This is a genomic window from Paractinoplanes hotanensis, from assembly GCF_023717965.1.
Lineage (GTDB): Bacteria > Actinomycetota > Actinomycetes > Mycobacteriales > Micromonosporaceae > Actinoplanes > Actinoplanes polyasparticus.
The window spans coordinates 80,151-105,981 of record NZ_JAMQOL010000034.1 but is presented as its reverse complement, the minus strand read 5'-3'; the positions used below and the strand labels follow the sequence as shown (position 1 = coordinate 105,981).

The window sequence follows — 25,831 nt, the reverse complement described above, 5'->3', positions numbered from 1 at the left end:
TGGCGCAAGCATCGAGATGGCGTCATGTTTGTGACGGTCCAGTTCCCGATGGCCGATCTTCGGCCGTTTCTGGAGGGAACCGGACGGCTGAACGCTCCCCCATGGCCGCTGGCCGAACCGGCTCGGCATTTTGTGCGTTCGCTCGGCGGGGTGCAGAAACGGCGGCGCGGTGGGCTGACCGAGTGGGTTGGGGAGGATGTCTATTGTGACGTCCGTAGCGGGTTCAGTCTGGAACTGCCGTCCGGAGCATTCCGGCAGGTGGGGCTGCGGCCTCTGTGGAGGCGTTATTACGCCACGGGCGGCTTTCACTGGCCCGGCGTCGTGACCCGGATGGAAGTCGGGTTCGCCGCTCGGATTCCGCGCTCACTGCCGTCCGGCATGCTGTCGATCGCCGCGCGCAATATGGCCGAGCTGACCGTCAACGTCCCTGCCGCGGTCGCCTCGACGTCGCGGCCCGCTCCACTCGGCACTTGCGGGTCCCGGCTCGCCCGGTTGCTTCTGGCCGCCACCACGTCCCACTCCGCTGCGAACCCGCCCCGGAACTGGTGGATGCGGGCGGGCCAGCCGATCGCCCTCGCCGAGATCCCGGCTGCTCGCGGAGAAAGCACCTCGACACTCGCTGTCCAAGAGCTTCACACGCTGCGCGTCGAGAACGTCGAAATTCCCCTCTGGGTGCTCCATTACGGGCCGGGTACCGATCGCGGCGAGCTGCGTCGGCTCAGGATTCATCTGTGGCGGATCCATCAGGAGCGAGAGGTCCTACGGATTGCGCTGGCCGCCTGCCTGGAGAAGCGGCTCGACCCCACCACCAGCCCGGCACTGCGCGACTATCTTGCACAGCAGTCAAAGTGGCTGGGCAAGGCGCGGACCGAAGGATTTCCCCAACGCGAGCTGTTGAGCCATGCGTACCGTCTGGATGCTCTGGTCGAGCCGGGCGGGCTGGAGAAGCTCAAAAGCATGCTCGGCCAGCTCGGCCCGGGGCTCGTTCATTCCGTCGTATCGGTGGCCGGGCAGAACGCAGGCAGCGCACATGCCACGAATGTCATCGTCTATCAATCGGGAGGAAGAATGGTGGTCCACGAGGGCAGCGGGCAGCACGTTGACGTCGGTGGAGGCACCGTCGGCAACATCGTCGGCGGCGATGTCGACAACTCGACGCTGGTGGGGGTTCAGAACGTCACCGATTCGTGGAAGACGTTCGCCGCGGGAACTGATATGAAACAGCTCGCCGAGGAACTCGCCGTGCTGCGGGCGAGTCTCAAGCAGCAGGCCACGACGCCGGAGCACGACATCGCCGTGGCTGAGATCGCCAAGGCCGAGGTCGCGGCCACGGCCGAGGAACCGGAGGAGGCTCGCTCCGCTCTGAAGAAGGCGGGCACGTGGGCGTTCGGGGTTGCAACGTCGATCGGCGTGGCCATCGCAGCCGGCGCGATCAAAGCGGCTACCGGGCTCTGACTTTCAGAAGCGCTGATAGGTGGCGTCGGCGAGTTGGGCCTGGCCTTCGACGTTGGGGTGGAAGTAGTCGACCTGGTTGACGCGGTCGAGGTTGAAGCTGGTCTCGTGCGAGTCGTTGTCCCAGCGGCAGCGGGCGCCGTACTTGTCGCAGGCCTGGCGTAGCTCGTCGTTGTAGTCGTTGATTCTGGACTGGACCTCCCGGCGCCGGGCGTCGTCGGACTCGTCGGTCGAGGTGGGGTCGGCCAGCATCGACGGGCACGTGTTCAAGCGCTTCCAGGCTCGTACGGCCTGGTCGTTCTTGCGGCCCAGCTGCCACAGGCGGTAGAGGTCGGGGACGCCCGCGACCAGCACGTCGGCCTTGGGCAGGCCCTTCTTGAGGCGGGTGAGCGCACGGCCGACGTCGCGGCGGAAGGTGGTGACCGACGTCATCCCGGCCGGGGCGGGGGCGCACGCGTCGTTGGCCCCGATCAGGATCGTGACGTACTGGGCCTTCATGTCGATGGCCTGGGCGACCTGGCCGGGCAGCTCGCCGGCCTCGGCGCCGGGCTTGGCGAAATTGCGGGCCTTGCCCTTGATCTTCGGATTCTTGGCGAGGATGCGGCGGTAGTGGCTGTCGACTGCCTCGGCGGTGCCGGTCGACCACGAGTTGCGGCTGCAGGCCAGGAACGTCCCGCAGCTGCCGAAGCCGGCGGTGATCGAGTCACCGAGCGCGGCCATCGAGGACGGATAGCCCTTCGACGGCGTGCCCGGCTCGGGGTCGGAACCACCCGCACCCCCGGCCCCGGCCTCGCAGGCCAGTGCGAAGACGGCGAGCGTGCCGAGCACGACGAGATGCCAGCGGCGGACCATCGAGCCTCCAGAGTGACGGAATGCAATCACTCAGGCACGATATGTCATGGTGGCGAGGCGGTCAGCTTCCCGGGCGGAAGAGTTCGGAACGCGGCACGTTCAGGGTGACAGTGGCCGGGGCGCCCGCCACGGACCCGGCGATCTGGTCACCCGAGGCGTAGACGTCGTTCGACAGAAAGCCGGTGCCGTCGATCCGCAGATAACCCGTGGCCATCAGGCGCTCGGCCACACCGGCCGCCACCTCGGGGCGTACGTCGGTGTCCGGCATCTGCACCACGGTCACCCGGCCCACCTCCTCACCCTGGGAGTCGGCCACGGTCATGCCCACGTTCACCCGGGCGATCGGCAACGCCTGTGTCGGATTCTCTGGCTGCATGAACCCGGGGTTCCCCGGCCGTAGCGACGAAAACCCGCTGGAAGAACAAGACGATCACCACGAGGTGCAGCAGGTCGCCGCCGTAGTACATGATCTGCGCGCCAGCCTCCGCGTCCGCTGCCGGCACCCCCACGGGCGGGTGACCGTAGAGATATTTCGCCAGGACGCCGTGCGCGGCGATGAACGCCAGGAACACCAGGCCCCGGGTGCGCGGGCCGGGCCGGTGCGGCGCCGGGTCGCGCCCGATGATCGCGGCGGTGAGCAGGCAACCGGCCAGCAGCATGTGCACCTGCACCAGGGTGTGCAACCACGGTCGCGCCATGGCCTGGGCGTGCAGATCGGTCGTGTAGAGCAGCCACAGTCCACCGGCGTCGAGAACGGCTGCGGTCACGGGGTGGGGCAGGACCGACGCTGCCGGCGAACGCAGAACGCGCGCCACGCAGCGGGCCGGGCGCACCGGGAGCGTACGCAGGAGCAAGGTCATCGGCCGGGCGAGCACCAGCAGGATCGGCGCGGCCATGCCGAGCAGCAGATGCGCGGACATGTGGGTACGGAAGTCGTGGTGGTTGCCCAGCCCGGCCGCCGCCGCGGTGGCCACGCCCGCGTACCAGGCGAGTGAGCGCCCGGCCGGCCAGTCGATGCCGCGCCGGCCCAGCCGGGACACCGCCAGCGCGTACGTGCCGGCCAGCGCGACCAGACCCCAGATCAAGCGGCCACCACACGGCGTGAACGGGCCAGCAGGACCACCCCGGCGACGATCAGCAGGACGGCGACGATGTTCCAGGCCCAGTCGTACGCGGTCAGGTCCACCCCGTACCGGATCTGGTGCAGCTGCATCAGCTTGTGCTGCACCGTCCCGTCGTACAGCTGGAAGGCTCCCGCCGCGGCCAGCAGCGCGCCCCACCACGGCCGGGCCTGGAAGGCGCCCCGGCGCCGCAGCGAGGACAGCAGGAAGAGCGAAGCCACCGCCGCGAAGAAGCTGGCGGCGTGCAGGATGCCGTCGGAGACCAGGCCCACGGCGGGGGTCGACCTGTCGTAGAAGTGATGCCAGTGCAGAAGCTGGTGGAACACGACCTCGTCGACGGTGGTGGCGATGCCCAGGCCGAGCAGCGCCCCCGAGAGAACGTTGTCCTTCATGGCTGGTCCGGGTTCCCCCGAAGACCATGGGCAAACGGGGCATGTCAGCGGGGAATGCGGGTATGCGGGCGTGGCGGTGCCGCCCCCAACCTCCTGGCCCGGGGACGGCACCGCACCATGGCGGATGAGGTGTCAGCCGCCGTTGATGACGAACTGCGAGCCCGGCTGGGTGACGATGTTGCCGTCGGCCGAGTTGGTGATGGTCACGTTGGTGAGGTTGGCGTTGCCGCGGGCGCCGCTCATCGCGAGGATGCCGGCCCCGTTGTTGCTCTTGTCGATGCGTACGTTGGTGATGGCGACGTTCGGCATGTTGCCCCCGCCCGTCTTGAACTGGATCCCGTCGTACGTGGAATCGAGGATCTCGGTGTCCCGGATCGTCACGCCCGGGATATCCTTGCCCTGCGGGAACAGGGTGATCGCGCCGAACTCCTGGTCCTCGTTCCAGAACACCCCGCCGGCCCGGTAGAGGCCGTTGTTGGCGAGCAGCGTCGTCCCGCCGAACGGCAGCGGGTCGTGGTCGGTCGCCAGCATGATGCCCGGGTAGTTCATCGTGTCGTAGATCAGGTTGTTCTCGGCCGAGTTGTTGGAGCCGCCGTAGATCGCGATCCCGTTGGCCCGCCACGGCAGCTGCACCGTGTTGTTGACGAAGTGGTTGTTGGACGCGACGTCGACCGACGTGTCCCTGACGCGCGGGTTGGCCCACACCGCCAGGGAGTCGTCACCGGTCGTCCGGAAGGTGGAGTTGAACACCCGGGAGTTGCGCGTGCCGTTGCTGAAATTGATGCCGTCGGCGTACGTGTCCCGGATGCGCATGCCGCTGAACTCGAGCCCGTCGCCCGGGTTCCAGTAGGCCGGCGTGTCCGAGTAGTCGCGGCCGACCCAGGCGCCGACGTTGACGTGCTCGATCCACACGTTGCTGATCTTCGTGTTCTTGCCGAGCCGGCCGTTGATGCCGTGGCCGCGGTTGGCCCGGTTCGTCGTCATGCCGAAGATGGCCAGGTCGGAAATCTGCGTGTTGTCGTCGATGTCGAAGCCGACGTTGCCCTCGTGCGGGTGGTTGATGTTGCCGACCACGTTCTGCGGCTCGGTGTTCGTGTAGAGCCGCGTGTGCCACATGCCGGCGCCGCGGACCACCACGTTCCGGATGCCCTTCTGGTTCCACTGGTTGCGGGCCGGGTCGGGCGACAGGATCTTCTGCTCCTGACGCCACTGGCCGGCCGGGATCCATACGCAGCTGATCACGCCGTTCTCGTCGTCGGTGACGGCCCGCTGGATCGCGGCCGTGTCGTCGACGCCGTCGTTCGGCACCGCGCCGTAGTTGGTGATCGACACACAGCCCGCGGGCTGGCTGAGCGCCGGCGCCACCTGCTCGAGGTCGATCATGTCGACGTAGTAGAACGACGCCGTGTCACCGGCGTCCCGCTGCAGCTTGAAGCGGGTGCCCGCCGGGTACGACGTGGACAGCAGCGCGTTCGACTCGTCGAAGAGCCGGCGCGCGTCGGCCGACGGCGTGTTCGACAGCGACTCGGTGTCGTCCGTCGTGCCGTAGAGCCAGCTGTTGCGCGACGACAGGGTCAGCTTCTGCACGAACTGGTCGTTCGCGTAGAGGCTGATCGTCGCGGTCTGACCGCCGCCGTTCGGGGCGTCCGGGATCGAGTTGCGCACGACGATCGAGTTGGCCTGGTTGACCGAGGTGAACTCGACGAACTGGCCGGTGCTGTTCAGGCGGACCGACTTGCGGCCGGACGACTCGGTGCCGAAGTTCGTGTGCCCGAAGGTCCGCAGCGCGTCCGCCTCGACCAGGGTGCCCGAGTAGCGGGCGGCTTCGGCCTCGTACGAGACATAGGGGGTCGCCGCGCCCCGGCCGACCACGATCGATTGCGTACGGGCGTTGTTGTTCTCGTTCGTCTCGGCGACCACATTCGTGGCGTCGGCGGTGGCCGTGACGGTCGCGCCGCCGCTGCTCGCCGTCCACGTCCCGACGTTCACGGTGACGGTCGCGCCGGCCGCGACGCTGCCGGTGTTGGCGCTCAACGTGGTGCTGCCGGCGACGACCCGCGTGACGCTGGCCGCGGCCGCGCTGGTGCCCCGGTTGTTGACCTGCACCGCGAAGGTGACCGACGTGCCCGCGGCCGGGTTGGACGGGTTCGGGGTGACGCTGAGGACCTGCAGGTCGGGGCCCGGCGCCTGGGCGACGACGAGCGGGGCCGGTGACGTGTAGGTGTTGTTGCTGTTGTCGGTCTCGGGCACGGTGTTGGCCGGGTCGACGACGGCGGACACCTGGTAGCTGCCCTGGCCGCGTCGTCCCGCGCTGACGCTGACGGCGGTCGAGGCGCCGGCCGCGAGGGCGCCGACGTTCGCGCTGCCGATGACGTTGCCGTTCAGGCGCACGTCGACGCTGGTCGCGGCCGAGGCGACGGTGCCGGAGTTCCGTACGGTGGCCGAGACGTTGATCGTGGAGGACTCGTCCGGGGCGGTAGGCGTCCACGTCAGACCCGACACGGCGAGATCCGACGCCGGCGCCCAGGAGCCGAGAACCTGCAGCTCAGCCACCTGCGCCCCCGGGGCACCGGTGTTGCTGAAGACCTGCAGCTGCAAGTCGGCGACCCGGCCGGTGACCGGGATGGTCACGGTGTTGCCGGAGCCGAACGCATAGTCGGCGCGCGCCTTCAGCGAGGTGAAGCCCGCGGCGCCCTGGGCCCGGCCGAGCACCTGGATCGCCTGCGTGCGCGGGCCCCAGGCCGGATCGGGGTTGAGCTTGACGACCACGCCGGTGACGTTGGCGTCCGACCCGAGCTTGGCGGTCAGCGTCGCCGGGAAGCCGTTGGACTCCCAGTAGCTGGCCAGGTTGTTGTCGTTGGCGTTGGCGGCCACGAAGTTGAAGACGTTGTTCGACGCCTCCATCGGCTTGCCCGCCGCGAGGTTGGCGCCGGTCGGCGGGTCCGGATCCGGGTCGGGGTCGGGGTCCGTACCGGCCACGCCGTAGACCTCGAGCTCGGACAGCTGCCCCGCGGGCCAGCCGGTGTTGCCGGTGATGTTCACGCGGACGTATCGGACGGTGGCCGCGGTGAAGTCGACCGTGACGGTGTTGCCGCTGCCCGGGTTGAAGGTGCGCCCGGCGCTCGCCGACAGCGTGCTCCAGCTCGAGTTGTTGGTGCTGCCCAGCACGCTCAGCGTCTGCGTACGGGTGGCCCAGTCGGCCGGCGGCGGCAGCTTGAGCTTGACCTGGTCGATAGCCACGCTGCTGCCGAGGTCGACCTGCGCCCACTGGGGGAACGAGTTGTTGGGGCTCTCCCAATAGGAGGAAGCGTTGCCGTCGGTGACGTTTCCGGCGCCGTACGGGCCGTTGACGCCGCTGGCGGTGGCGGCCTTGCCTTGCGCGAGGTTGGGGCCACCGGCTGCCTGAGCAGGGGTGGCCGAGATCCCGGCGGTGACCAGAGCGGTCGCCAGGATGCCGGTAAGGAGTCTTCGTCCTCTCATCGTTCCCTCTTCGTGTGCGCACGTGGCCGCCGGGCGGGGACCCGGCGACCACCGGGGGGACGGGGATGCCTGCCACGATTTTTCGCTGTGCTGCTGAGTTTTTTCGTGAACAGGCATTCAAGGTTTCAGATACATCACTAGTTCGTCAACGGGTGATGTCGTAGACACGGCAAAACGTTCGCGGAGCCAGGGAACGTGAACACCCGGCCATGGTCTGGACCGGTCTTCTCACGGCAGTGCTGCTGCTGGTCGCGGAGGCGACGACCGGAGTTCCCGGCGCGACCGGCAGCACGCCGTGGGTCGCCTGGGTGGGCGCGGCGGTTGCGGCCGCTGTGGCTGCGGCTGTCCTCGTACGCCTGCCGGTGCGCCCGGCACTCAGCCGATGCGGGTGATCATCCGGTTCCGGTTCGGAACGACACCTGCACGCGCAGGCCGTCGTGGCCCGTGGAGGAGGCCGCGATGATGCCGTCGTGGGCCCGGGTGATCGACCGGGCGATCGCCAGGCCGAGCCCGGCGCCGCCACTGTGGTCGATCCGCGAGCCGCTCCGCCGGCGGAACGGCTCGAACAGCGCGGGCACCTCGTCCGGCGGCACGTCGTCGCCGGTGTTCACGACGGACAGCGCGGGCTCGTCGCCGACCCGGACGTCGATCGTCCCGCCCGGCCGGTTGTACTTGATCGCGTTCTGGATCAGGTTGGACACCAGCCGCTCCAGCAGCACCTGCTCGCCGATCACGACCCGCGGCGACAGCTCGCTGGTGATCGTGACCCCGGCCGCGTCGGCCCGGGCGCGATGCGCGTCGAGAACTTCGGCCGTGATGCGGTCGAGGCGTAACGGCGTACGGGAAATGAGCCCCCGATCGCTCTCGCTGAGTGCCAGAAGCCCCTCGATCAGGCGCTCGTTGCGTTCGTTGGTCTCCAGCAGCTGCGCCGCCAGCAGCTCCAACTGGCCGTCCTTGAGCTTGCGGGCCAGGCCGACCTCGATCAGCGTCCGCTGCACCGCGAGCGGGGTGCGCAGCTCGTGCGAGGCGTCGGCCGCGAACCGGCGTTGCGCCTCGTAGCCGATGGCGATCCGGTCCATCATGTCGTCGATCGTGCGTCCCAGCACGGCCAGCTCGTCCCGCCCGTCGCCGGGACGCAGCCGGTGCCCGAGGTTCTGCGGCCCGACGTTGGCGATCACCGGCGTCAGGTCATGCAGCGGGCGCAGACACCACCGGATCGCCGGATAGCAGGCGGCGAGCAACGCCGTCAGCACGAACGTCGTGGCCAGGATCATCGGGATGCTGGGCCGCCGGAACAACTGACGGCAGATGATGTTCGAGCTCTCCGGACCGGGCGCCCCGCACCAGCCCGGAGTGATGTCCCACCACACCGACAGCAGGGTCTCGGCGGCCGGGCGCACGACGAACCCGGCGACGAGCAGCGCCGCGCAGAGCAGCAGGATTCGTCGCCTCACCTCCCCACGCTGACACACGATCGATAAAGAATTCATAAGGACGCCGCTGACACCGGCCCGACGCCCGGTCCCGAACGATGTTCACGTGTTCAAGCTTCTCGCCGCGCTGGCGGCTTCCACGCTGCTCGTTGTGGGGACGGCAAGCCCGGCCTCAGCCATCGCGTACGGGGAGAACGCGCGCGACGGCGCCTACCGCTTCTCGGTCCTGCTGACGATGACCGGCCTGCCGACCGCCGACCGCGGCACCCGCGACAGCTCCTGCTCCGGGGCGCTGATCGCACCCACCTGGGTCATCACCGCCGGTCATTGCTTCCGCGACGCCAAGGGGCGCAAGGTCAGCCGTACGGTGGCCGAAAGCACCAAGGCCACGGTCGGCCGCACGCTGGTGTCGGGCGGTCGTGGCGGCCAGGTCGTCGAGGTGATCGCCGTCCGCCAGTCCGAGACCACCGACGTGGCCCTGGCCGAACTGGCCGCACCGGTCACCGGCATCACTCCGCTGCGGGTCGCGACCTACCCACCGTCGCCGGGCGAGACGCTGCGCCTCACCGGTTTCGGCCTGACCGCCGACCAGACGCCGGCCGAGCGCCTGCAGACCGGCCGGTTCACCATCGACGCCGTGGGCGACTCCCTGCTCGAGACGTCCGGCACAGCCCCGCAGGACGACACGAGCCCCTGCCCCCACGACTCGGGCGGCCCCTACTTCCGCACCACCGACGCCGGCCCCGAACTGGTAGCCGTCGTGAGCGGCGGCCCCGGCTGCCCGCACACCGGCCCCGACTACAGCGCCCGCACCGACAACATCAGCGACTGGATCACCGCCACCACCGCGTCGACCGGCCACTCGCGGCTCTACCTGGCGGCCCTGATCCCGCTGACGCTGGTCGTGGTGGCCCTGCTGGTCTGGGCCTATCGTCGTACCCGTGCTGACCCTGGGAGTAGACCTGGCCTCGGCCGATGAGCGCACAGCCCTGGCCCTGATCGAGTGGACCGGCACCGCGGCCGTCGTGCGCGACCTGCGGCTGGGCGTCTCCGACCCGGAGCTGATCGACGCGATCCGCGCCGCAGACAAGGCCGGCCTGGACTGCCCGCTCGGCTGGCCGTCCCTGTTCGCCGACTTCGTGGCGGCCCAGCGAACGGGGGACTGGCAGCCCGTTCCGGCCGACGCGGCCTGGCGGCGGGGCCTGGCCTACCGGGTCACCGATCTGGTCGTACGCGCCGAGGCCGGTCTCAACCCGCTCAGCGTCGCCGCCGATCGCATCGCCTACGTGGCCTTCCGCGGCGCCAACCTGCTGGCCCACCTGGCCGCCGACGGGATCCCGATCGACCGCTCCGGGGCGGGGCGCGTGGTCGAGGTCTATCCCGCCGCCGCCCTGCGCCGCTGGGGCCTGACCCATCGGGGTTACAAGCGGCCCGGCCAGGCTTCCCTCTTGGACGAGCTGCAAGCTGCCGCGCCCTGGCTCGACCTTGGCGCTTTCGAGCCGCCGGCCCGGCGCAGCCACGATGCTTTCGACGCCCTGATCGCCGCCCTGGCCACCCGGGCCGCCGCCCTGGGCCGCTGCTTGCCGCTGACCGCAGCCCAGCTGGACGCCGCGCAGGCCGAGGGCTGGATCGCACTGCCGACCGGAGAGCTCGGAGACCTGGTTCTCTCTGCCTGATCGCGCGCACCAGCCCTTGCCGCGCGGTGTCAGATGGGCTTTTGCCGACTGGTCGGTCTTCATAGCCGGCTCCGGTTCAGGCGCCTCCGCCCGGTCCGACGGAGGCGCCTCGCGGGCGAGGGGTTCGTCAGCGGCTCCGGGCGAGAACCTGTGGATCGGCCGGTGTGCCGTCCCTCGCAGCGTCGTTGCCGGCCGGGCGTCCGGGTAGCAACCGGTCCAGCCATCCCGGCAGCCACCAGTTGGCCCGGCCCAGCAGCGTCATGGTCGCCGGTACCAGGACCATCCGCACCACTGTGGCGTCGATGAAGATCGCGGTAGCGAGGCCGAGCCCGAACATCTTGGTCGACGGGTCGTCGGCGATGGCGAAGGACAGGAACACCGCCACCATGATCAGGGCGGCCGAGGTGATCGTCCGGGCGGTGCCGGAGATGCCCTGCACGATCGCCTTGTGGTTGTCGCCGGTTCGCACGTACTCCTCTTGCACGCGGGACAGGAGGAAAACCTCGTAGTCCATGGACAGGCCGAACAGGATCGCGAAGAGGAACATGGGGATGAACGACACGATCGGTACCGTTGCCTCCAGCCCGATCAACGCACCACCCCAGCCCCATTGGAACACCGCGACCAGGACGCCGTAAGCCGCGCCGATGCTCAGCAGGTTGAGCAGCACCGCTTTCAGCGGCACGAGCACCGACCGGAAGGCCAGCATCAGCAGCACGAACGACAGCGCCAGCACGGCGCCGATGAAGATCGGCAGGCGCTGGCTGGTGCGGTGACCCACATCGGACAGGCTGGCCGCTGCACCGCCGATGTGTGCGTTCGACGGGCCCGGCCCGACCGCGGTGGGGAGAACCTCGGCGCGCAGCCGGGCGACGGTATCGGCCGTGGCCTGCTCCTGCGGTCCGGTGGAGGGGAACACCACGAGGGTCGCGATCCCGGTGGCCTGATCGACTCGCGCCGGCGCGACCGAGGCGATGCCCGGGTCCGCCGCGACTGCTGCTGCGACCCGGCCTGCCGATCCTTGATCGCCCGCGAGGTCGACGGCGATGATGAGGGGGCCGTTGGTGCCCGGGCCGAAGCCGTCGGCGATGAGGTCGTACGCTCGGCGCTCGGTGCGGTTTTCCGGAAGCGAGCCGTCGTCGGGCAGCCCGACGCGCAGGCCGAGGACGGGCAGCGTCGCGGCTAGCAGCAGCCCCGCTGCGCCGACCGCGTACGGCACCGGATGCCGGTTGACGTGCCCGATCCAGCGCTGCCAGCCGGATGCGCCCGCGGCGTCCGCAGCCGCTGCCCTCCGCTGCCCGAACCGACCCCGGCCGAGCAGCCGACCCAGCGTCCCGGCCCCGGCCAGGCGTGAGCCGGCGGCGCCGAGGAAGGCCGGCAGCAGCGTCACCGACGCAATGACCATGGTCAGCACAACGATGGCGACCGCGAGCCCACCCATCGTCATGAACGGCACGTTCGAGACCGCCATGCCGAGGATCGACACGACGACGGTGCCGCCGGCGAAGACGACGGGCCGCCCGGCCGTGGCCACCGCTTGCCCGGCCGCCTCGTGGGGCTCCAGCCCGAGCTTGAGGTACTCGCGGTGCCGGACGAGCACGAACAGCGCGTAGTCGATGCCTACCCCCAGCCCGACCATGCTGCCGAGTACCGGGGCGAATGTCGGGATCTCGGTCACCCGCGCGAGCAGCGTCATCGTGGCTACGCCGACGGTGAGGCCGAAGACCGCCATACCGATCGGCAGTGCGGCGGCGGTGAGCGAGCCGAACGCCAGGAACAGGATGGCGGCCGCGGCCAGGAGGCCGATCAGCTCGCCGGTGCCGCCGCCGGTGTCGGAGAAGGCGAAGAACAGGTCCCCGCCCATCTCGATGCGTAGCGGCATCTCGCTGCGCAGCCGGTTCCCGAGGTCGACGAGGGCGTCGAGGTCGTCGACCGAAAGCCGGCTCTGGTCGGGGTACTGCACGCGCACGACGGCGATCCGTCCGTCGGCCGACACCAGGCCGGCGCTGACGGCGGCGTCCGCGCCCCGGCCGAGCGCCCCTGCCGGGTCGCTGGTGTCGAGCACCTGCGGGAGTCGCCTCGCCTCGGCCTGCAACCGCGTCAACGCGGCACGCGCCGGACCGACGTCGAAGAACGACGCCCCGCTGTCGACGGGGGTGACCACCACCTGGGCGGTCATCCCCTCCTGGCCGGTGCCGGCCCGCTCGATCAACTCCGCGGCCCGTTGTGAGTCCAGTCCGGGAGCGGTCATCGTGTCGGCGGTCCGGCCGCCGAAAGCGGTGGCAGCGAGGACTGCCAGCGCAGCGGCGAGTAGCCACGCCGCGATCACCTGCCACGGATGGCGGGCGGCGCTGCCACCCAGTCGGGAGAGGGCTTTCGAGAGCATGGGGTCCTCCAACCACCTCGTCGGCCGCTTTTCGCACGACCGCCGACCACGAGGGTCGTCGTGGCGGCGCTCGCGGGCATCGGCCCGGGAGCCTCGGATCGGCCCGCCCCCGGGCGGAGAGACGTCCCGTTCTTTCGGCCGATGCGCGGCGCGGTGGGCTCCATAGGCTGAGACCGTGCTGCGAGACAATCTGCGAAGCCTGTGGACCGCTCCACGGCCGCCCGACGCCCCGGGCCGGGTGTGGCGGGACTGGGCGCTGGTCGCCGCGGCCCTGGGCAGTGTGCTGCTGGAGGTCACGCTGCGGGAGGACGTCGTGTGGCGGCCGGTCGCGGCGGTGCTGGGCGTTTGGCTGGCGGTCCTGCCGCTGTGGCGGCGGACCCGCCCGCTGGCGATGGTCGCGCTGGCCTTCGGCGCGGTGATCGCGCTCCAGGCGGCCACGCTGGTGGCGGCCCCGCGGGAGCCGGTCGGTCTGAACTCCAGCCTGGTGGTACTCGTACTGGTGTATGCGTTGCCCCGGTGGGGATCGGGCCGGGAGATCGTGCTGGGGGTCCTGGTGATCCTGGCTGCGTTCGCGATCTCGGTCGTAACGGACGATATCCCCGCCGGTGAGGGGATCGCGGCCCTTGTTTTCCTGTTCATGCCCGCGGTGATCGGGGCGTCCGTGCGGTTCTGGGCGACCGCTCAAGAGCGGCAGCTGGAGCGGATGCGCTCCCATGAGCGGGAGCGGCTCGCCCGGGAGCTGCACGACACGGTGGCACACCATGTCTCGGCCATGGTGATCCGCGCCCAGGCCGGCCGGGTGCTCGCCGGCGCTGACCCGGCCGCCGCTGTCGAGGCGCTGGAGGGGGTCGAGGAGGAGGGCGCGCGCACGCTGGAGGAAATGCGCCTCATGGTCGCGACCTTGCGCGACAGCGGCGCCGGCCCCGAGCTGGCGCCGGCGGCCGGTGTCGCCGACCTGGAGCGCCTGCTGCGCGCCCCGGGCGCCCGGCTCCGCGTGGACCTGGGACTCGACGGCGACCTGGACGGGCTGCCCCCGGCTGTGGGCGCGGCGGTCTACCGCATCGTGCAGGAGTCGGTGACCAACGCCATGCGGCATGCGGTGGACGCGACCGAGGTGATGGTCCGGGTCACCGGAGAACCGCAGCGGGTGCGGGTGACGGTGCGAGACGACGGCGCGCGAGTCGGCCGCGGTCGCGACGGGTACGGTCTTGCCGGGCTGCGAGAGCGCGCTGCCCTGCTCGGCGGGGAGCTGAGCGCCGGGCCGGGTACCGACCGGGGCTGGCATGTCGAGGCAGAGCTGCCGCGGGGGAGAGCGAACAACGGTGTCCATCCGCGTACTCGTCGCTGACGACCAGCCGGTCATCCGTACCGGCCTGCGCATCATGCTGAACGCCCAGCCCGATGTCGACGTGGTGGGCGAGGCAGCCGACGGGCGGGAGGCGGTCCGGCTGGCCCGGGACCTGCGACCCGACGTCTGCCTTTTCGACATCCGGATGCCCGAGGTCGACGGGCTGCAAGCCACCCGGCTGATCGCCGGTCCGGGCGTCGCCGACCCGATGGTCGTGGTCGTGATCACCACCTTCGATCTGGACGAGTACGTCTACGGCGCCCTGCGCGCCGGGGCACGCGGGTTCCTGCTCAAGGACGCGGGACCCGAGTTGCTGGCGCAGGCCGTACGGTCTGCCGCCGACGGCGAGGCGCTCATCGCGCCGAGCGTCACCGTGCGCCTGCTGCAGGCGTTCGCGGACGTACCGACCGGGCGGCCCGCCGCTCAGCCGATCTCTCCGGTCACCGCCCGCGAGGAGGAGGTGCTGCTGGCCGTCGCTCAAGCGCTGACCAATGTCGAGATCGCCGATGCCCTGCACATCAGCCTGAGCACGGTCAAGACGCACCTGGCGAGCCTGATGGCCAAGCTCGGCGCCCGCAACCGCGTGGAGATCGCGATGTGGGCCTACGAGACCCGCCGGATCATCCCGGGCCCCTGAAACCCGCATTCCTCAGGTCGTGCGGTGTGCCGTCTCATCGATGGGGCGGCGGGGCTGCGCTGGGTGGACGTCGCCCTCACTCCCACCACATCCAACCGATGTGCGCCACAACTCGCGCAGCGCCGGTGCGGTGCAAGAGTGGCCATCTGATCGTGGTTATGATTTGGGGCACACCGAAGGGCTTGGGTCCGTCGCCGGCGGGGCGGACAACGCACCCGGTGAATGCTGCGCAGCCTTCGGCGGCGTATTGCTTGGGTCGATGCGAGGGTGTCTACGCTCCAGGGTCATAGCCGATCAGTGGGGTGCCGTCCAGCTGTAAGGCCATCAGATTGCTCCCGGACTGGGCGCTTGCAGGCCCGGCCGCGTCCGCCGTATCGCATCCAGTCACCTTTCGAGGTGGTCTTGCAACTCAGGGGCCCGGCCTGCCACCCTTGCCGCGCCGTCGTTTGCGGCTGAACGCGCTCCGCTGGCCCCTGTGGGAGCGGATCTTCCATGCGGTGCGTTCGACCATCGATTGTCCGGCCCCGTGGGCCTCATCGGCCAGGAACCGCTACCGAACTCCGGTCATCACGGTAGCGTCGAACAGTGCCCGCCTGGATAGGCCCCGGCCACCTCAGCGGCCACCCGGATTCACTGATTGAACAGGTCGATCGCACGGGTCGAACGTGCGCAGCGCCAAGCCGACGGTCCGGTCATCACCCCTACACGTTCCCCCGGCAGTCAGAACCTTTCGCCATGGCCGGCCGCCCCTCATCGCGTCGATCGCCTAATCGAGCCGCCCGCAGCCCGTCAAGAGATAGTTATCGGTGTGTCTCGGCGCCCGTTCGGTGAGACGCGGACTTCGTCAGCACCGTCGTGACCGTCGATGTCACCCGACACCGACGCCACCACCCTTATCAGACAGTTCAGCCCGACCCGTGGGCGAGTCGGCGCACCCAGGTCAGGGTGAACTACCCAGATCCTGCATTCTCGGCCAGCCTCTCGAGGTACGTCCTGAAGGCCCCGTATAGGCGGCGGACTGGTCATTTGACTCTGGCTTGGCCGTGCCAACCTCGGCATGGCCAAGCAACGTCGGGTTGGTGCCCCCGTCCCCGCTCTGTGTGTGGGGTGAGCGGCCCTCGTCGCTCAGTACGCCCGCCATTGCAGCTCACTGGCTATGAATTTCTACGGTTCTGATGTTGACATCCTCCGCCACTCAGGTCGTTGAGACAGTGAGGGAGGATGTGTTCATGACCGCACCGGACGGGTTCACCGAGTTCGTCTCGGCCCGCAGCCACCGCCTGCTGAAGGCGGCCTGGCTGCTGACCGGAGACGCCGGAAGAGCCGAGGATCTATTGCAGACGGTGCTGGCCAAGGCGTGGCGGCAGTGGGGCCGGATTGAGTCAGGCAACGCGGAGGCATACGTTCGCCGTATGCTCTTCCACGCCCACGCTAGCTGGTGGCGCCGTCGATGGCGGGGCGAGACTCCGGCCGAGGCTCTGCCCGACCGCGCAGCTATCGGCGACCTGGCTGGTGAGGCGGCCGACCGCGACGTGGTGCTCCGGGCCTTGGGCCAGATCTCACGGCAGCAGCGCGCGATCATTGTCCTTCGCTACCTAGAGGATCTCTCGGTCGTCGATACCGCAGCCGTCCTGGGCTGCTCGGAGGCGACTGTGCGAACACAAACATCGCGTGCTCTGGCCACCATGCGCACTGACCCTCACTTTCAGGGCTGCCGAACGGAGGGTGTCAACTCATGACCAGCGATGAAAAAGAGCTGCGCCGGCTTCTACATGCTGTCGGGCCGGCGCTGCCCGAACCCGAGAACCGGATCGCGGCCGTCAGCGCCCGGGTCCGGCGGACTCGTCGCGCCTGGACCGGCGGGGCGCTGGCGGCCGTCGCTATCGGGGCCGCCCTCGTTGCCGGTCTGCCGGGATTGGTGGGCCAGTCCGACGGCGGCACACCGGCCGCCGGCCAGGCCACGCCCGGCACGGTCACTGCCCGCACCGACGGTTGCGACGAGCCTTCTTCGGCGCCAGCCGACCAGGCCGGATTGGCCGACATCAACAACCGCCTGTGGGCGGCCGGCGAGGCGCGCTTCGCCGACTCCTTCGGCGAGACCCTGACCCTGTCCGACCGGGTCCGAGTGTTCCGCAAGCCATCGACAGAATTCGACTCTTGGGTGAAGGGCGAGTTCCGCGCTGCATGCGTAGAGATGGCGAACTCGGTCTACTCCGCCCGCGGCGTCCAGGCCATCCTGGACCGGGTCGAGGCCGACCGCGCATTCTGGGAGTCGAAGGGCCTGGCGTTCAGAACTCTCAGCGTCGACGTGAACGGCACGATCACCGTCGGCGTCGATCCGAACAAAGTCGACAGGGCCCAGACGGAGCTTCAGGCCCGCTACGACAACCCCGTCGTGGTCGAGCCGCAGAAGGAGGTTGCGCCGGCGACCGGAACAGACTGACGCCAGCGCAACCTCGATCGATCAGTTGTTGATCGGAGTTAGCTTCCAGACCCGGGTGACGTCCGCCCAGTCCTGGTAAAACATGTCGCTTCCGCTGCCGGCGGAGACGATGCCCTCCGCTCGGGCCTCCGAACCGCTGTAGGAATACACCGGACCGCCGCTGTCGCCACCACGCACAGCGACGCCACCGCCGACCTTGTTCGTCTCGATGGTGCCCTGGATGACCAGATTGTTGTTGCCCTGATCATCAGGCTTGGTGAAAGTGATATTAGTGCTCCGGACCTGACGCAGGTTGCAGACGGCGGCACTGGTCTCCATGGCGGTCGTGACGCCTGACTGGCAGACCAGGCGACCCGCCCCCCAGTGATTGAAGCCGCGGACAACCCGTGACGTCGGGTTGAGCGTCGAACCCTCGAAGATCAGCGGGGAGCTTTCGGTCCGGATGATGAGCAGATCGCTGCCACGGGACTCGAGGTACACCGGACCCATGGTCTCCAGCGAATTGTGGCCAGGGTGCCCCTGCTTGGCGCTGTCTCCGGGCGACGCGCAATGCGCAGCGGTGAGAATGTACCTGTTACCGTCTGCGTTCCGCACGCCGAACCCGGTCGTGCAATACCCCCCGCGGGACACGCCGTTGCGCCACGTCTCCCAGCGCGATCCTCCATTCCACTGCGCGTAGTCGTCGTACCGGCTAGCCATCGACTCGATCGGTGCTTCTCCAAGGGTGTACTTAACTGGATAGGACACTCCGGAGGCCGCGACAACTTCGCGCGCCTGGGGAACAGGAGGAAGGCCCTTCGCGGTCCGAGCCCGGGAGCGCGCGGCCACGGTAGCCGCAGGAGCGGCCTGGACCGTGAGCCCACTGCCATCGGGCTCTACCGCGACGGCCTGGATCTCGCTGCTGACACTCGCCCCGTTGGCCGAGATTACATTCGCCGCCGCCTGCAGCTCGGCGAAGGAGTGAGCAGCCGGCACAACGGTGACCGACCCGAACTTGCGAGCCGAGGCCAGCGCCTCGGTCATTTTCGGGGTCAGGTCGCCCTTGTAGTAGAGCGTAATACCTGCACCCCGGTACGCGACTCCCGCGAAGCCGGACGCCTTCTCGAGCCCGGCCTCGCTGAGCACGTTACTCGCCGGCGCAAGTTTGGCCTGAGCCTGCATTTCGTCCAGAACAGTCGGCTCGACGTGGTCGAAATTGGGTGTGACATGCGGCTTGGGATCGTCGGCGAAGGCGGGCGACGGTAACGCCAGCCCAAGAGGAATCAGCAAGGCGGCAAGCGCGCCGACGGCCGACCGGGCCCGGCGGTTCGCAGGTGGACTGTCGTTGGTGGACATTGGAACAAGGCGCATGGGCGGTGAGGTTAATCGATCAAGATCGTCGCCGCCGCCCCGTTTTGCGCTGTTGTCAATGGGGCGGGCAAGTTTCGGCGTCGATAGTGCCCAGCAGGGCAAGGGTTGCGGTAATGAAGTAGGCCTGTCGGTCGACTCAGTGCAGCGGCCTCCCGATGATCGCTTTGAGGGAGAACCCGGGGGCGGTGTCGCTCTGGTCTGGACCGCCCAGCGGGTCGAGGCGTGGCAGCAGACCGGGGAGCGGCCCGCGGTAGCGGTGTGGACGGTCGAGCAGACCGCCACCTTCCTCTCCTACGTCGCCCAAGACCGGCTCGCCGTGATGTGGTGGCTGATCGCGCTTCGCGGTCTACGCCGTGGTGAGGCCGCCGGGCTGCGCTGGGCCGACGTCGACCTTGACGCCGGGGTCGCGATGATCGAGCAGCAGCGCATCGCCAACGGCCGCGCAGTCACCGTCGGACCGCCGAAGACCGCCGCGAGCCGGCGGCTGGTCGCGCTGGACCGGCACACGATCCGGCTGCTGCGTGAGCACAGGCGCCGGCAGCGCGCCGAGCAACGCGCGGCGGGCCAGGCGGCGTGGCAGGACTCCGGCTACGTGTTCGTCACCGAAGGCGGGGCGCCGCTGCACCCGGACTTCTTGACCCGACGCTTCCACCACCTGGTCGGCGAGTCCGGGCTGCCGCCGGTCCGGCTGCACGGCCTGCGCCACGGCGCGGCCAGCCTCGCGCACTGCGCCGGCGTCGATCTCAAGACCGTGCAGGCCCAGCTGGGGCACAGCAGCATCGTGCTCACGGCCGACACCTACACCAGCGTCCTGACCGACCTCCTGGCCTACGCTGCCGAAGCCACCGCGAAGCTGGTGCTCGCCGCCGCGGCCCGCAATCCCGGCCATCGGCACCGCCGAAACGATCACCCGGCAAAATCCGCTGGGGTGCTCGAGGTCGCGGCTTCGAAACGTCCCGTTACCAGGCATTCCGATCATCGCAAGGGGTTGAGGCAGGGCCGCCCACATACGTCCCACCGACGTCCCACAAAGATCAAGGGCGTATAGCTGGATAGCTATACGCCCTGGTCATGCTGGTGCGCCGCGTAGGACTTGAACCTACAACCCGCGGATTAAGAGTCCGCTGCTCTGCCAGTTGAGCTAGCGGCGCTCGTTGGCAACGACGAAAACGTTAGCACGGCTCTTGGTGATCTTGGAAATCGGGGGTGTGGGGGGACCCGCGGACGAGGGCACCCACCCGGACGGAGGACTCGATCTCTTGCATTCATGAGGCAGGATGTCCCCCGCAACTGGAACAACGGGACGGACGGACGGTCAGCATGCGGCGCACGCTCGTGGCAGTCATGGCGATGGCGGTGATCACGCCGGTCGCGCTGGCGGGGTGCGGCAAGGACGAGGACAAGGGCGCGTCGGCCTGGATGGGCACGCCGTCGGCCGGCGCGAGTGCGGGGCCGAGCGCCGGCGCCGGGACGTCGCGGGAAGAGTCCGCCACCGTGCCGATCAGCCTCGCCGTCACTCCGGCCGCGGGGAAGACCGGGGTGCCGGTGAGCGCCGAGATCGGCCTCAAGGTCGCCGGCGCCAAGGTGACCACCGTCACGGTGAAAGACGCCGCCGGCAAGGCTGTGGCGGGCACGCTGCGCGAGGACGGTTCGGCCTGGGTGCCCAGCTCGCCTCTCAAGACGAAGCAGAAGTACGCGGTGAACGTCGTCGCCACCGCCGATGACGGCACCACCAAGACCGCCGGCACCACCTTCACCACGATGGGCAAGCCCGGCAAGAAGACCGGCACCGGCCTCTACCTCTTCGACGACCACACGTACGGCGTGGCCATGCCCGTCGTGGTCGAATTCAGCCCGGGCATCAAGAAGGCCGACCGCGCCGCCGTGCAGCGCCGCCTGTTCGTCACCACCACGCCGGCTCAGCCGGGCGTCTGGTCGTGGACGCCGAACGGCACCCAGGCCTACTACCGCGGCCCCGAGTTCTGGAAGTCGGGCACCACGCTCAAGGTCCGCGTCGCGCTCGGCGGCCTGCCGACCGGCGGCGGGCGTTACGGCGACCGGGACCGCTCGGCCACGGCGAAGATCGGCCGCAAGTTCGAGATGAAGGTCGACAACGCCACCAAGAAGATGACGGTGGTGCAGGACGGCAAGACGGTGAAGACGATGCCGGTGAGTCTGGGCAAGAAGAGCACGCCGTCCTCGAGCGGCGTCATGGTGGTGATGGAGAAGAAGGCCGACACGATCTTCGACACCACGGCCGAGCTCGGTCCGGACGAGGGCTACCGCACCGAGATCCAATTCGCGCAGCGGCTGACCTGGAGCGGGCAGTACATCCACTCCGCGCCGTGGTCGGTGGGTGACCAGGGGCGTCGCAACGTGTCCCACGGCTGTGTGAATGTCGCGCCCGGTAACGCTCGCTGGCTGTTCGACCGCACCCTGATCGGCGACCCGGTGACGGTGAAGGGCACGGGCGACAAGCTTTCGTACGGCAATGGCTGGACGCCGTGGGACAAACCGTGGTCCGAGTTCGTCAAGGGCAGTGCTCTTCCGGTGCCCGCGGAACTCAAGTGACCATTGTGGCAAATGGTTCCAAATCGGGCTGAACCGCACCGTTGAAATGTGCGGGCGGCACGATTCCGGGATTGGTGGACGGGGAAGATAAAGGCAGTATTGGCGCCGGGACGACCGATGCCGTGAGGGGACCATGAAGACCTGGGGAATCAAGAACGCCGCGATTGCGCTGGTCGCTGCGAGCGTCCTGCTCGCCTCGGGCTGTGGTGACGGCGACAAGAAGTCGTCGTCCTGGCAGGGCGGCGGCGAACCGGGCAGCAGTGCCGCGCCGAACGGCGAGGCCCCGTCACCCGAGGCGCTGCCCAGCACCGTCGCGGTGTCCTCGCCGGCCGCCGAGGCCAAGAACGTGCAGGCGATCGCTCCGATCAAGTACACGAGCGAGAGCCCCGGCGACACCACCGTCACGGTGACCGACGCCAAGGGCAAAGAGGTCGAGGGCACCCTCGACAAGGACGCCAAGACGTTCACCCCGGCCAAGGCGCTCGCGTGGGACACCAAGTACACGGTGACCGTCACCGGTCCCGAGGCCGACGGCAAGACCAACACCGCCACGAGCACCTTCACCACGATGGCGAAGCCGGCAAAGCTGATCCGCGTCTCGAGCTTCCTCGGCGACGGCCAGAGCGTCGGCGTGGGCATGCCGCTGATCATCCGGTTCGGCCGCTCGATCCCCGAGAGCTACCGCGACGACGTCGAGCGCCGCATGAAGGTCACCGCCACCCCGGCCCAGGAGGGCACCTGGCACTGGACCAGCCCGACCGAGGTGCACTACCGCACGAAGGTCTACTGGAAGGCCAACTCGAAGGTCTTCTACAAGGTGGCGCTGGCCGGCGTCCCGCTGGGCAACGGCTACTACGGCCGGTCCGACCTCACCGTCGATCTCAAGATCGCTCGCGAGTTCATCATGACGGTCTCGAACAAGTCGAAGCAGATGACGGTCAAGCAGAACGGCAAGGTCATCAAGACCATCCCGGTCAGCCTGGGCAAGAAGAGCACCCCGTCCTCCAGCGGCACGATGGTCGTCATCGAGAAGAAGAAGCACACGATCTTCGACACGACGGACGAGCTGCCGCCCGGCGAGGGCTACAAGACCCCGATCGACTTCGCCCAGCGCATCACGTGGAGCGGCCAGTTCATCCACGCCGCACCGTGGTCCGAAGGCAAGCAGGGCAAGGTCAACGTCTCGCACGGCTGCGTCAACGTCTCCGAGAAGATGGGCGCCTGGCTCTTCGACCGCACCCTCATGGGCGACCCGATCACGGTCACGGGCACGGAAGAGAAGCTGAAGAACGGCAACGGCTGGACCGACTGGAACATGAGCTGGGCCGAGTACAAGAAGGGCTCCTACCTCTGAGCGGTCCAACACCTGAGCAATGCGGGGCCCGGTCGGCGACGACCGGGCCTTTTGCTTCCGTACGAGGTGAGGCCCGCCTAGCCTGACCAAGTGTCACAATTCGTACGTTTAATTCTGGTATTTATGCTTTTGGCGGGGTGCAGCGGCGTGGAAGAGAAGCCGGCCCCGCCCCCATCGCCGAGCGTGGCCCCGCCTGCCTCGGCGTCGCCCCCACCCGTGGATGATCCGCCCGGCACGCTCGCCTGTGCCGCATTGGCCGAGGCGATAGCCGACTCGTCACTCATGACGCCCGGCGTCGTGGACGGGATCGCCGGGGCGAGCGCCACCGCGGACGCCCCGGTCGCCGACGCGGCCGAGCGCCTCGCCGTTGCGTACGCCTCAGCCTTGGCCGCCGCGGGGAAAGACACCGAACCGGATGCAGTCGCAGCGGTCGGAGCTGCCGCCTCGGACATGGCGAATGTCTGTTCGGACAGCGGGCTGCAGACCGTCGGGTGATCACGAAATCGCTGGCCGGGGATCTAATCGTTCGGCAAACCGCTGACGCCGATGACGCTCAGCGGCCGGTTCGTGACACAACTTGGTCACGAACCGCCCGCATCCACGTCTGGCAATGCAGGATGCACTACCGGAGCGGGAGACATAGAAGGAGACCGCGATGGCGCAGATCCATCACTTCGACCATGGGTGGATCACGCCCACCATCAGCTACGTCCTGTCGGTGCTGGGCTCGATGCTGGGGCTCACGTGCGCCATCCGGTTCCGGAGTGCCGCCGGTCGTGGCGAGCGCGTCTGGTGGCTCACGCTGGCGTCGGTGTCGATCGGCGGCACCGCGATCTGGAGCATGCACTTCGTCGCGATGATGGGCTTCAGCGTCACCGGCACCGCGATCCGCTACGACGTCGGCCTCACCCTCGCCAGCGCGATCATCGCGGTGGTCGCGGTGGGCGTCGGCCTGGCGATCGCCCTGCTGGGCAGGGGTGCGCAGAATGTTCGCATCGTGAGCGGTGGGGTCGTCGCCGGTCTCGGCGTCGCCGCGATGCACTACACGGGCATGGCCGCCATGGAACTGCACGGCGATGTGTCGTACTCGATGACCCGGGTCGGCCTTTCGGTCGGCATCGCGGTGGTCGCGGCCGCTGTCGCGCTTTGGCTCGCTGTCACGGTCCGCCGGCCGCTGGTGGTCTTCGCCGCCGCGCTCGTGATGGGTATCGCCGTCAACGGCATGCACTTCACCGGCATGACCGCGATGTCCGTCGACGCCGACCCGTCAACCGTTCAACTTCCGGGCGCGACCGCAGCCGGCATGATCGTCCCCATCGGGGTGGCCGTCGTCTTCGGCATCATCGGCCTCGCGTACGCCCTGATGTCAGCCCCGACCGCAGAGGACCGCGCCGCGTCCGCCTACCTGGCACAGCGCCGGGAAGAGGCCGCCGCCCGGATCCCGCAGCAGGCGCCTCCGCCCACGCCGGGCAGCCTCGCCTCGGGCGCCTGGACCTACCGCGATCGGGACCGTTCGCCGCGTTGAGACGGATCTAACAAAGAGGGGCCGGCCGCCGAGGCCGGCCCCTCTTGCGTCTCAGGAGCCCCGCACGGGATTTCACTATCTGAAGATGGTGAAACCGCTTTTCCGGGCGGCAAATGCAACGCCCCTGGTGACGCTGCGTATCCTCTGCCTCGACACAGCGAACGACCGCGGTGTATTTGGTCTCCACTTGTTACCGACCCGTTTCCGGCGGCTTCACGGGTGGGCCGATCGGCTGATGGGCGGGCACCGCCCGGTCGCTCGATCTTGTCTGACTGTCATAGCCTAAACCGGATAGCCTCTTTCCTCAGGGAGTGGGCGAGTTCGATCAAAGTGGGGGCGAAATGAGCGTGGGCATCCTGGGTACCGGCTCGTACCTGCCGGCCGAGGTGGTCACCAACGACGACCTGGTGCGTCTCGTGCCGGACGCTGACCCCGAGTGGGTCAGCCGGAAGACGATGATCCAGGCCCGTCGTTTCGCGGCCCCGCACGAGGCCGCCTCCGACCTCGCGGCCGAGGCGGCGCGAGAGGCGCTGGTCAATGCCGGTCTCGAGGCCGTCGACATCGACTACCTCATCGTTTCGACGTCCACCGGTGACTCTCCGCAACCGCCGACCTCCACTCTGGTGCAGCACAAGATCGGCGCCAACGGGGCGGCCTGCTTCGACATCAACGTCGTCTGCGCCGGCTTCATCTTCGGCGTGGCGCTCGCCAACAGCCTGGTGTCGATGAACCCGACGGCCAAGGTGCTGGTGATCGCGTCCGACATCTACTCGCGCATCCTCGACTTCGGCGACCGCCGCACGGCCGTGCTCTTCGGCGACGGCGCGGGCGCGGCGGTCGTGGGCACGGTGGCCGACGGCTACGGCTTCCTCGACATGGAACTGGTGTCGCGGGGCGAGGCCAGCGAGCTCATCCACGTGCCCGGCGGCGGCAGCCGCCTGCCGGCGTCGGCCGAGACGGTGGCCAACGGCGACCACTACTTCAAGATGAACGGCCGCGGCGTCCGCGACTTCGTCAACATCGGCGTCCCGCCCGCGCTCGAGGCCCTGCTCAAGCGGGCCGACGTCGCGGTGGAAGACGTCACCCACTTCGTGCCGCACCAGGCCAACGGCATCATGCTGGCCGAGCTGGTCGAGAAGGCGGGCCTGACCGAGGCCACCACCCACCTGACCCTCGACCGCTACGGCAACGTGGGCAGCGCGTCGGTGCCGGTCACGCTCGACGAGGCGGCCCGCAAGGGCGCGCTCAAGGACGGCGACATCGTGCTGATGGCCGGCTTCGGCGGCGGCATGTCGGTCGGCGCGTCCCTGATGCGCTGGGGTGGCACGCCGCGGCGCTGACGTTTTCTCGTGCTGCTGAGCGGCGCGCGGCGGATTCTCGCGGCGCGTCGCTTTTCCATGCCAGCCCTGGCGGGTCGCTCTCGCTCGGCCTGGCGGGGTCGACTTTCGCGCGCCCGGCCCGAGCTAGCGGGGCTGGATGAGCCAGTTCCACGCTCGCTTGAGCGTGTGCTGAAGGCCCTCGTCCGCGTTGTGGGCGGCCGGGTCCTCGCTCGGCTCGGGCAGGTCGGCGCCGGGAACGGTCAGGATCACGCCGTGCTCGAACAGGCCGCTGATCTTGTCGGCCGGGGCGAAGCGGTGTCCCCCCGGCGTCTTCACGATCAGCCCGTGAAAGACGTCCGACTGCTCGTCGTCCAACACGTGCTCGACCTCACCGGCGCGGGCGCCCGACTCGTCGTACACGGGCGTGCCGTCCTTGAGCACAAGGTAGGCGACCGGGGCGCCAAGGTCCTCGGGAGCTTCGTTCTTGGTCAT

23 protein-coding genes and 1 tRNA gene are annotated in these 25,831 nt (G+C 69.1%); 14 read left to right on the top strand and 10 right to left on the bottom strand.

Annotation, left to right across the window (positions count from 1 at the left end; all coding sequences use genetic code 11):
* Window positions 1–24 precede the first annotated feature (24 nt).
* A complete protein-coding gene (locus LXN57_RS24390) occupies window positions 25–1,455 on the top strand; it encodes a hypothetical protein (RefSeq protein ID WP_251800500.1) in 1,431 nt (476 codons plus the stop codon).
* 3 nt (window positions 1,456–1,458) lie between these two features.
* On the opposite strand, the gene LXN57_RS24385 is transcribed toward LXN57_RS24390, so the two are convergent.
* From LXN57_RS24385 to LXN57_RS24365, 5 genes are all read right to left on the bottom strand, one after another.
* Window positions 1,459–2,304 (bottom strand): GDSL-type esterase/lipase family protein, encoded by an 846-nt coding sequence (locus LXN57_RS24385; protein ID WP_251800499.1) that lies wholly within the window; start codon window positions 2,302–2,304, stop codon window positions 1,459–1,461.
* 61 nt (window positions 2,305–2,365) lie between these two features.
* On the bottom strand, window positions 2,366–2,626 hold the full coding sequence (locus LXN57_RS24380; RefSeq protein ID WP_251800498.1) for a hypothetical protein: 261 nt from the start codon (window positions 2,624–2,626) through the stop codon (window positions 2,366–2,368).
* A complete protein-coding gene (locus tag LXN57_RS24375; protein WP_251800497.1) occupies window positions 2,601–3,389 on the bottom strand; it encodes a cytochrome c oxidase assembly protein in 789 nt (262 codons plus the stop codon). The genes LXN57_RS24380 and LXN57_RS24375 overlap by 26 nt, the downstream gene beginning before the upstream one ends.
* Window positions 3,386–3,817, bottom strand: a complete 432-nt coding sequence (locus LXN57_RS24370; protein WP_251800496.1) for a DUF2243 domain-containing protein — start codon at window positions 3,815–3,817, stop codon at window positions 3,386–3,388. Before LXN57_RS24370 ends, LXN57_RS24375 begins: the two co-directional genes overlap by 4 nt.
* 132 nt (window positions 3,818–3,949) lie before the next feature.
* Complete coding sequence (locus tag LXN57_RS24365; protein WP_251800495.1) at window positions 3,950–7,297, bottom strand: CARDB domain-containing protein; 3,348 nt, start codon at window positions 7,295–7,297, stop codon at window positions 3,950–3,952.
* Between the two features lie 209 nt (window positions 7,298–7,506).
* On the opposite strand from LXN57_RS24365, the gene LXN57_RS24360 reads away from it, so the two are divergent.
* Window positions 7,507–7,689: a hypothetical protein gene (locus tag LXN57_RS24360; RefSeq protein WP_251800494.1), complete on the top strand. Its 183-nt coding sequence runs from the start codon at window positions 7,507–7,509 to the stop codon at window positions 7,687–7,689.
* Here the strand turns inward: LXN57_RS24360 and LXN57_RS24355 are convergent, their stop codons facing one another.
* A complete protein-coding gene (locus LXN57_RS24355; RefSeq protein ID WP_438872906.1) occupies window positions 7,690–8,787 on the bottom strand; it encodes a sensor histidine kinase in 1,098 nt (365 codons plus the stop codon).
* 49 nt (window positions 8,788–8,836) lie between these two features.
* Between LXN57_RS24355 and LXN57_RS24350 the strand changes: the two genes are divergently transcribed.
* Both LXN57_RS24350 and LXN57_RS24345 read left to right on the top strand, forming a co-directional pair.
* Window positions 8,837–9,709, top strand: coding sequence for a S1 family peptidase (locus LXN57_RS24350; RefSeq protein ID WP_251800492.1), 873 nt, complete (start codon window positions 8,837–8,839; stop codon window positions 9,707–9,709).
* The gene (locus LXN57_RS24345) at window positions 9,672–10,406 is read left to right on the top strand and encodes a DUF429 domain-containing protein (RefSeq protein ID WP_251800491.1); all 735 of its coding nucleotides are present in this window, start codon (window positions 9,672–9,674) and stop codon (window positions 10,404–10,406) included. Before LXN57_RS24350 ends, LXN57_RS24345 begins: the two co-directional genes overlap by 38 nt.
* 127 nt (window positions 10,407–10,533) lie before the next feature.
* Here LXN57_RS24345 and LXN57_RS24340 read toward each other — a convergent pair whose 3' ends face one another.
* A complete protein-coding gene (locus LXN57_RS24340) occupies window positions 10,534–12,792 on the bottom strand; it encodes an MMPL family transporter (protein WP_251800490.1) in 2,259 nt (752 codons plus the stop codon).
* Between the two features lie 175 nt (window positions 12,793–12,967).
* Between LXN57_RS24340 and LXN57_RS24335 the strand changes: the two genes are divergently transcribed.
* The 4 genes from LXN57_RS24335 (at window position 12,968) to LXN57_RS24320 (ending at window position 17,220) form a co-directional block, all read left to right on the top strand.
* Window positions 12,968–14,140 (top strand): sensor histidine kinase, encoded by a 1,173-nt coding sequence (locus tag LXN57_RS24335; RefSeq protein ID WP_251800489.1) that lies wholly within the window; start codon window positions 12,968–12,970, stop codon window positions 14,138–14,140.
* A complete protein-coding gene (locus LXN57_RS24330; protein ID WP_251800488.1) occupies window positions 14,115–14,777 on the top strand; it encodes a response regulator in 663 nt (220 codons plus the stop codon). Before LXN57_RS24335 ends, LXN57_RS24330 begins: the two co-directional genes overlap by 26 nt.
* Window positions 14,778–16,006: 1,229 nt before the next feature.
* Window positions 16,007–16,516, top strand: a complete 510-nt coding sequence (locus LXN57_RS24325) for a SigE family RNA polymerase sigma factor (protein ID WP_251800487.1) — start codon at window positions 16,007–16,009, stop codon at window positions 16,514–16,516.
* A complete protein-coding gene (locus tag LXN57_RS24320) occupies window positions 16,513–17,220 on the top strand; it encodes a hypothetical protein (protein WP_251800486.1) in 708 nt (235 codons plus the stop codon). Before LXN57_RS24325 ends, LXN57_RS24320 begins: the two co-directional genes overlap by 4 nt.
* Window positions 17,221–17,241: 21 nt before the next feature.
* Here the strand turns inward: LXN57_RS24320 and LXN57_RS24315 are convergent, their stop codons facing one another.
* On the bottom strand, window positions 17,242–18,555 hold the full coding sequence (locus LXN57_RS24315; protein WP_251800485.1) for a trypsin-like serine protease: 1,314 nt from the start codon (window positions 18,553–18,555) through the stop codon (window positions 17,242–17,244).
* A gap of 13 nt (window positions 18,556–18,568) precedes the next feature.
* Here LXN57_RS24315 and LXN57_RS24310 point away from each other — a divergent pair, with 13 nt between their 5' ends.
* On the top strand, window positions 18,569–19,618 hold the full coding sequence (locus tag LXN57_RS24310; protein WP_251800484.1) for a site-specific integrase: 1,050 nt from the start codon (window positions 18,569–18,571) through the stop codon (window positions 19,616–19,618).
* Between the two features lie 27 nt (window positions 19,619–19,645).
* Here LXN57_RS24310 and LXN57_RS24305 read toward each other — a convergent pair.
* Window positions 19,646–19,721 (bottom strand) — tRNA-Lys (locus tag LXN57_RS24305).
* Between the two features lie 169 nt (window positions 19,722–19,890).
* On the opposite strand from LXN57_RS24305, the gene LXN57_RS24300 reads away from it, so the two are divergent.
* From LXN57_RS24300 to LXN57_RS24280, 5 genes are all read left to right on the top strand, one after another.
* Window positions 19,891–21,141, top strand: a complete 1,251-nt coding sequence (locus tag LXN57_RS24300; RefSeq protein WP_251800483.1) for a L,D-transpeptidase — start codon at window positions 19,891–19,893, stop codon at window positions 21,139–21,141.
* Window positions 21,142–21,274: 133 nt separating this feature from the next.
* Window positions 21,275–22,495: a L,D-transpeptidase gene (locus LXN57_RS24295; protein ID WP_251800482.1), complete on the top strand. Its 1,221-nt coding sequence runs from the start codon at window positions 21,275–21,277 to the stop codon at window positions 22,493–22,495.
* A gap of 147 nt (window positions 22,496–22,642) precedes the next feature.
* Window positions 22,643–22,990 carry a hypothetical protein gene (locus LXN57_RS24290; RefSeq protein WP_251800481.1) on the top strand — a complete coding sequence of 116 codons (348 nt, stop codon included), beginning with the start codon at window positions 22,643–22,645 and terminating at the stop codon, window positions 22,988–22,990.
* Window positions 22,991–23,150: 160 nt separating this feature from the next.
* A complete protein-coding gene (locus tag LXN57_RS24285) occupies window positions 23,151–24,020 on the top strand; it encodes an MHYT domain-containing protein (RefSeq protein WP_251800480.1) in 870 nt (289 codons plus the stop codon).
* A 341-nt stretch (window positions 24,021–24,361) separates the two neighbouring features.
* Entirely contained in the window at window positions 24,362–25,360 is a 999-nt protein-coding gene (locus tag LXN57_RS24280) for a 3-oxoacyl-ACP synthase III family protein (RefSeq protein ID WP_251800479.1), read from the top strand.
* Window positions 25,361–25,483: 123 nt separating this feature from the next.
* On the opposite strand, the gene LXN57_RS24275 is transcribed toward LXN57_RS24280, so the two are convergent.
* Window positions 25,484–25,831: a PRC-barrel domain-containing protein gene (locus LXN57_RS24275; RefSeq protein ID WP_251800478.1), complete on the bottom strand. Its 348-nt coding sequence runs from the start codon at window positions 25,829–25,831 to the stop codon at window positions 25,484–25,486.

What these genes read in the sequence shown, in the direction of transcription:
- LXN57_RS24370 (WP_251800496.1), bottom strand. Translation starts at nt 3,817, where the DNA reads ATGAAGGACAACGTTCTCTCGGGGGCGCTGCTCGGCCTGGGCATCGCC.
- LXN57_RS24365 (WP_251800495.1), bottom strand. Translation starts at nt 7,297, where the DNA reads ATGAGAGGACGAAGACTCCTTACCGGCATCCTGGCGACCGCTCTGGTC.
- LXN57_RS24280 (WP_251800479.1), top strand. Translation starts at nt 24,362, where the DNA reads ATGAGCGTGGGCATCCTGGGTACCGGCTCGTACCTGCCGGCCGAGGTG.
- LXN57_RS24325 (WP_251800487.1), top strand. Translation starts at nt 16,007, where the DNA reads ATGACCGCACCGGACGGGTTCACCGAGTTCGTCTCGGCCCGCAGCCAC.
- LXN57_RS24315 (WP_251800485.1), bottom strand. Translation starts at nt 18,555, where the DNA reads ATGTCCACCAACGACAGTCCACCTGCGAACCGCCGGGCCCGGTCGGCC.
- LXN57_RS24300 (WP_251800483.1), top strand. Translation starts at nt 19,891, where the DNA reads ATGCGGCGCACGCTCGTGGCAGTCATGGCGATGGCGGTGATCACGCCG.
- LXN57_RS24275 (WP_251800478.1), bottom strand. Translation starts at nt 25,831, where the DNA reads ATGACCAAGAACGAAGCTCCCGAGGACCTTGGCGCCCCGGTCGCCTAC.
- LXN57_RS24355 (WP_438872906.1), bottom strand. Translation starts at nt 8,787, where the DNA reads ATGAATTCTTTATCGATCGTGTGTCAGCGTGGGGAGGTGAGGCGACGA.
- LXN57_RS24310 (WP_251800484.1), top strand. Translation starts at nt 18,569, where the DNA reads ATGGGCGGTGAGGTTAATCGATCAAGATCGTCGCCGCCGCCCCGTTTT.
- LXN57_RS24380 (WP_251800498.1), bottom strand. Translation starts at nt 2,626, where the DNA reads ATGACCGTGGCCGACTCCCAGGGTGAGGAGGTGGGCCGGGTGACCGTG.
- LXN57_RS24285 (WP_251800480.1), top strand. Translation starts at nt 23,151, where the DNA reads ATGGCGCAGATCCATCACTTCGACCATGGGTGGATCACGCCCACCATC.
- LXN57_RS24390 (WP_251800500.1), top strand. Translation starts at nt 25, where the DNA reads ATGTTTGTGACGGTCCAGTTCCCGATGGCCGATCTTCGGCCGTTTCTG.
- LXN57_RS24340 (WP_251800490.1), bottom strand. Translation starts at nt 12,792, where the DNA reads ATGCTCTCGAAAGCCCTCTCCCGACTGGGTGGCAGCGCCGCCCGCCAT.
- LXN57_RS24385 (WP_251800499.1), bottom strand. Translation starts at nt 2,304, where the DNA reads ATGGTCCGCCGCTGGCATCTCGTCGTGCTCGGCACGCTCGCCGTCTTC.
- LXN57_RS24295 (WP_251800482.1), top strand. Translation starts at nt 21,275, where the DNA reads ATGAAGACCTGGGGAATCAAGAACGCCGCGATTGCGCTGGTCGCTGCG.
- LXN57_RS24320 (WP_251800486.1), top strand. Translation starts at nt 16,513, where the DNA reads ATGACCAGCGATGAAAAAGAGCTGCGCCGGCTTCTACATGCTGTCGGG.
- LXN57_RS24360 (WP_251800494.1), top strand. Translation starts at nt 7,507, where the DNA reads ATGGTCTGGACCGGTCTTCTCACGGCAGTGCTGCTGCTGGTCGCGGAG.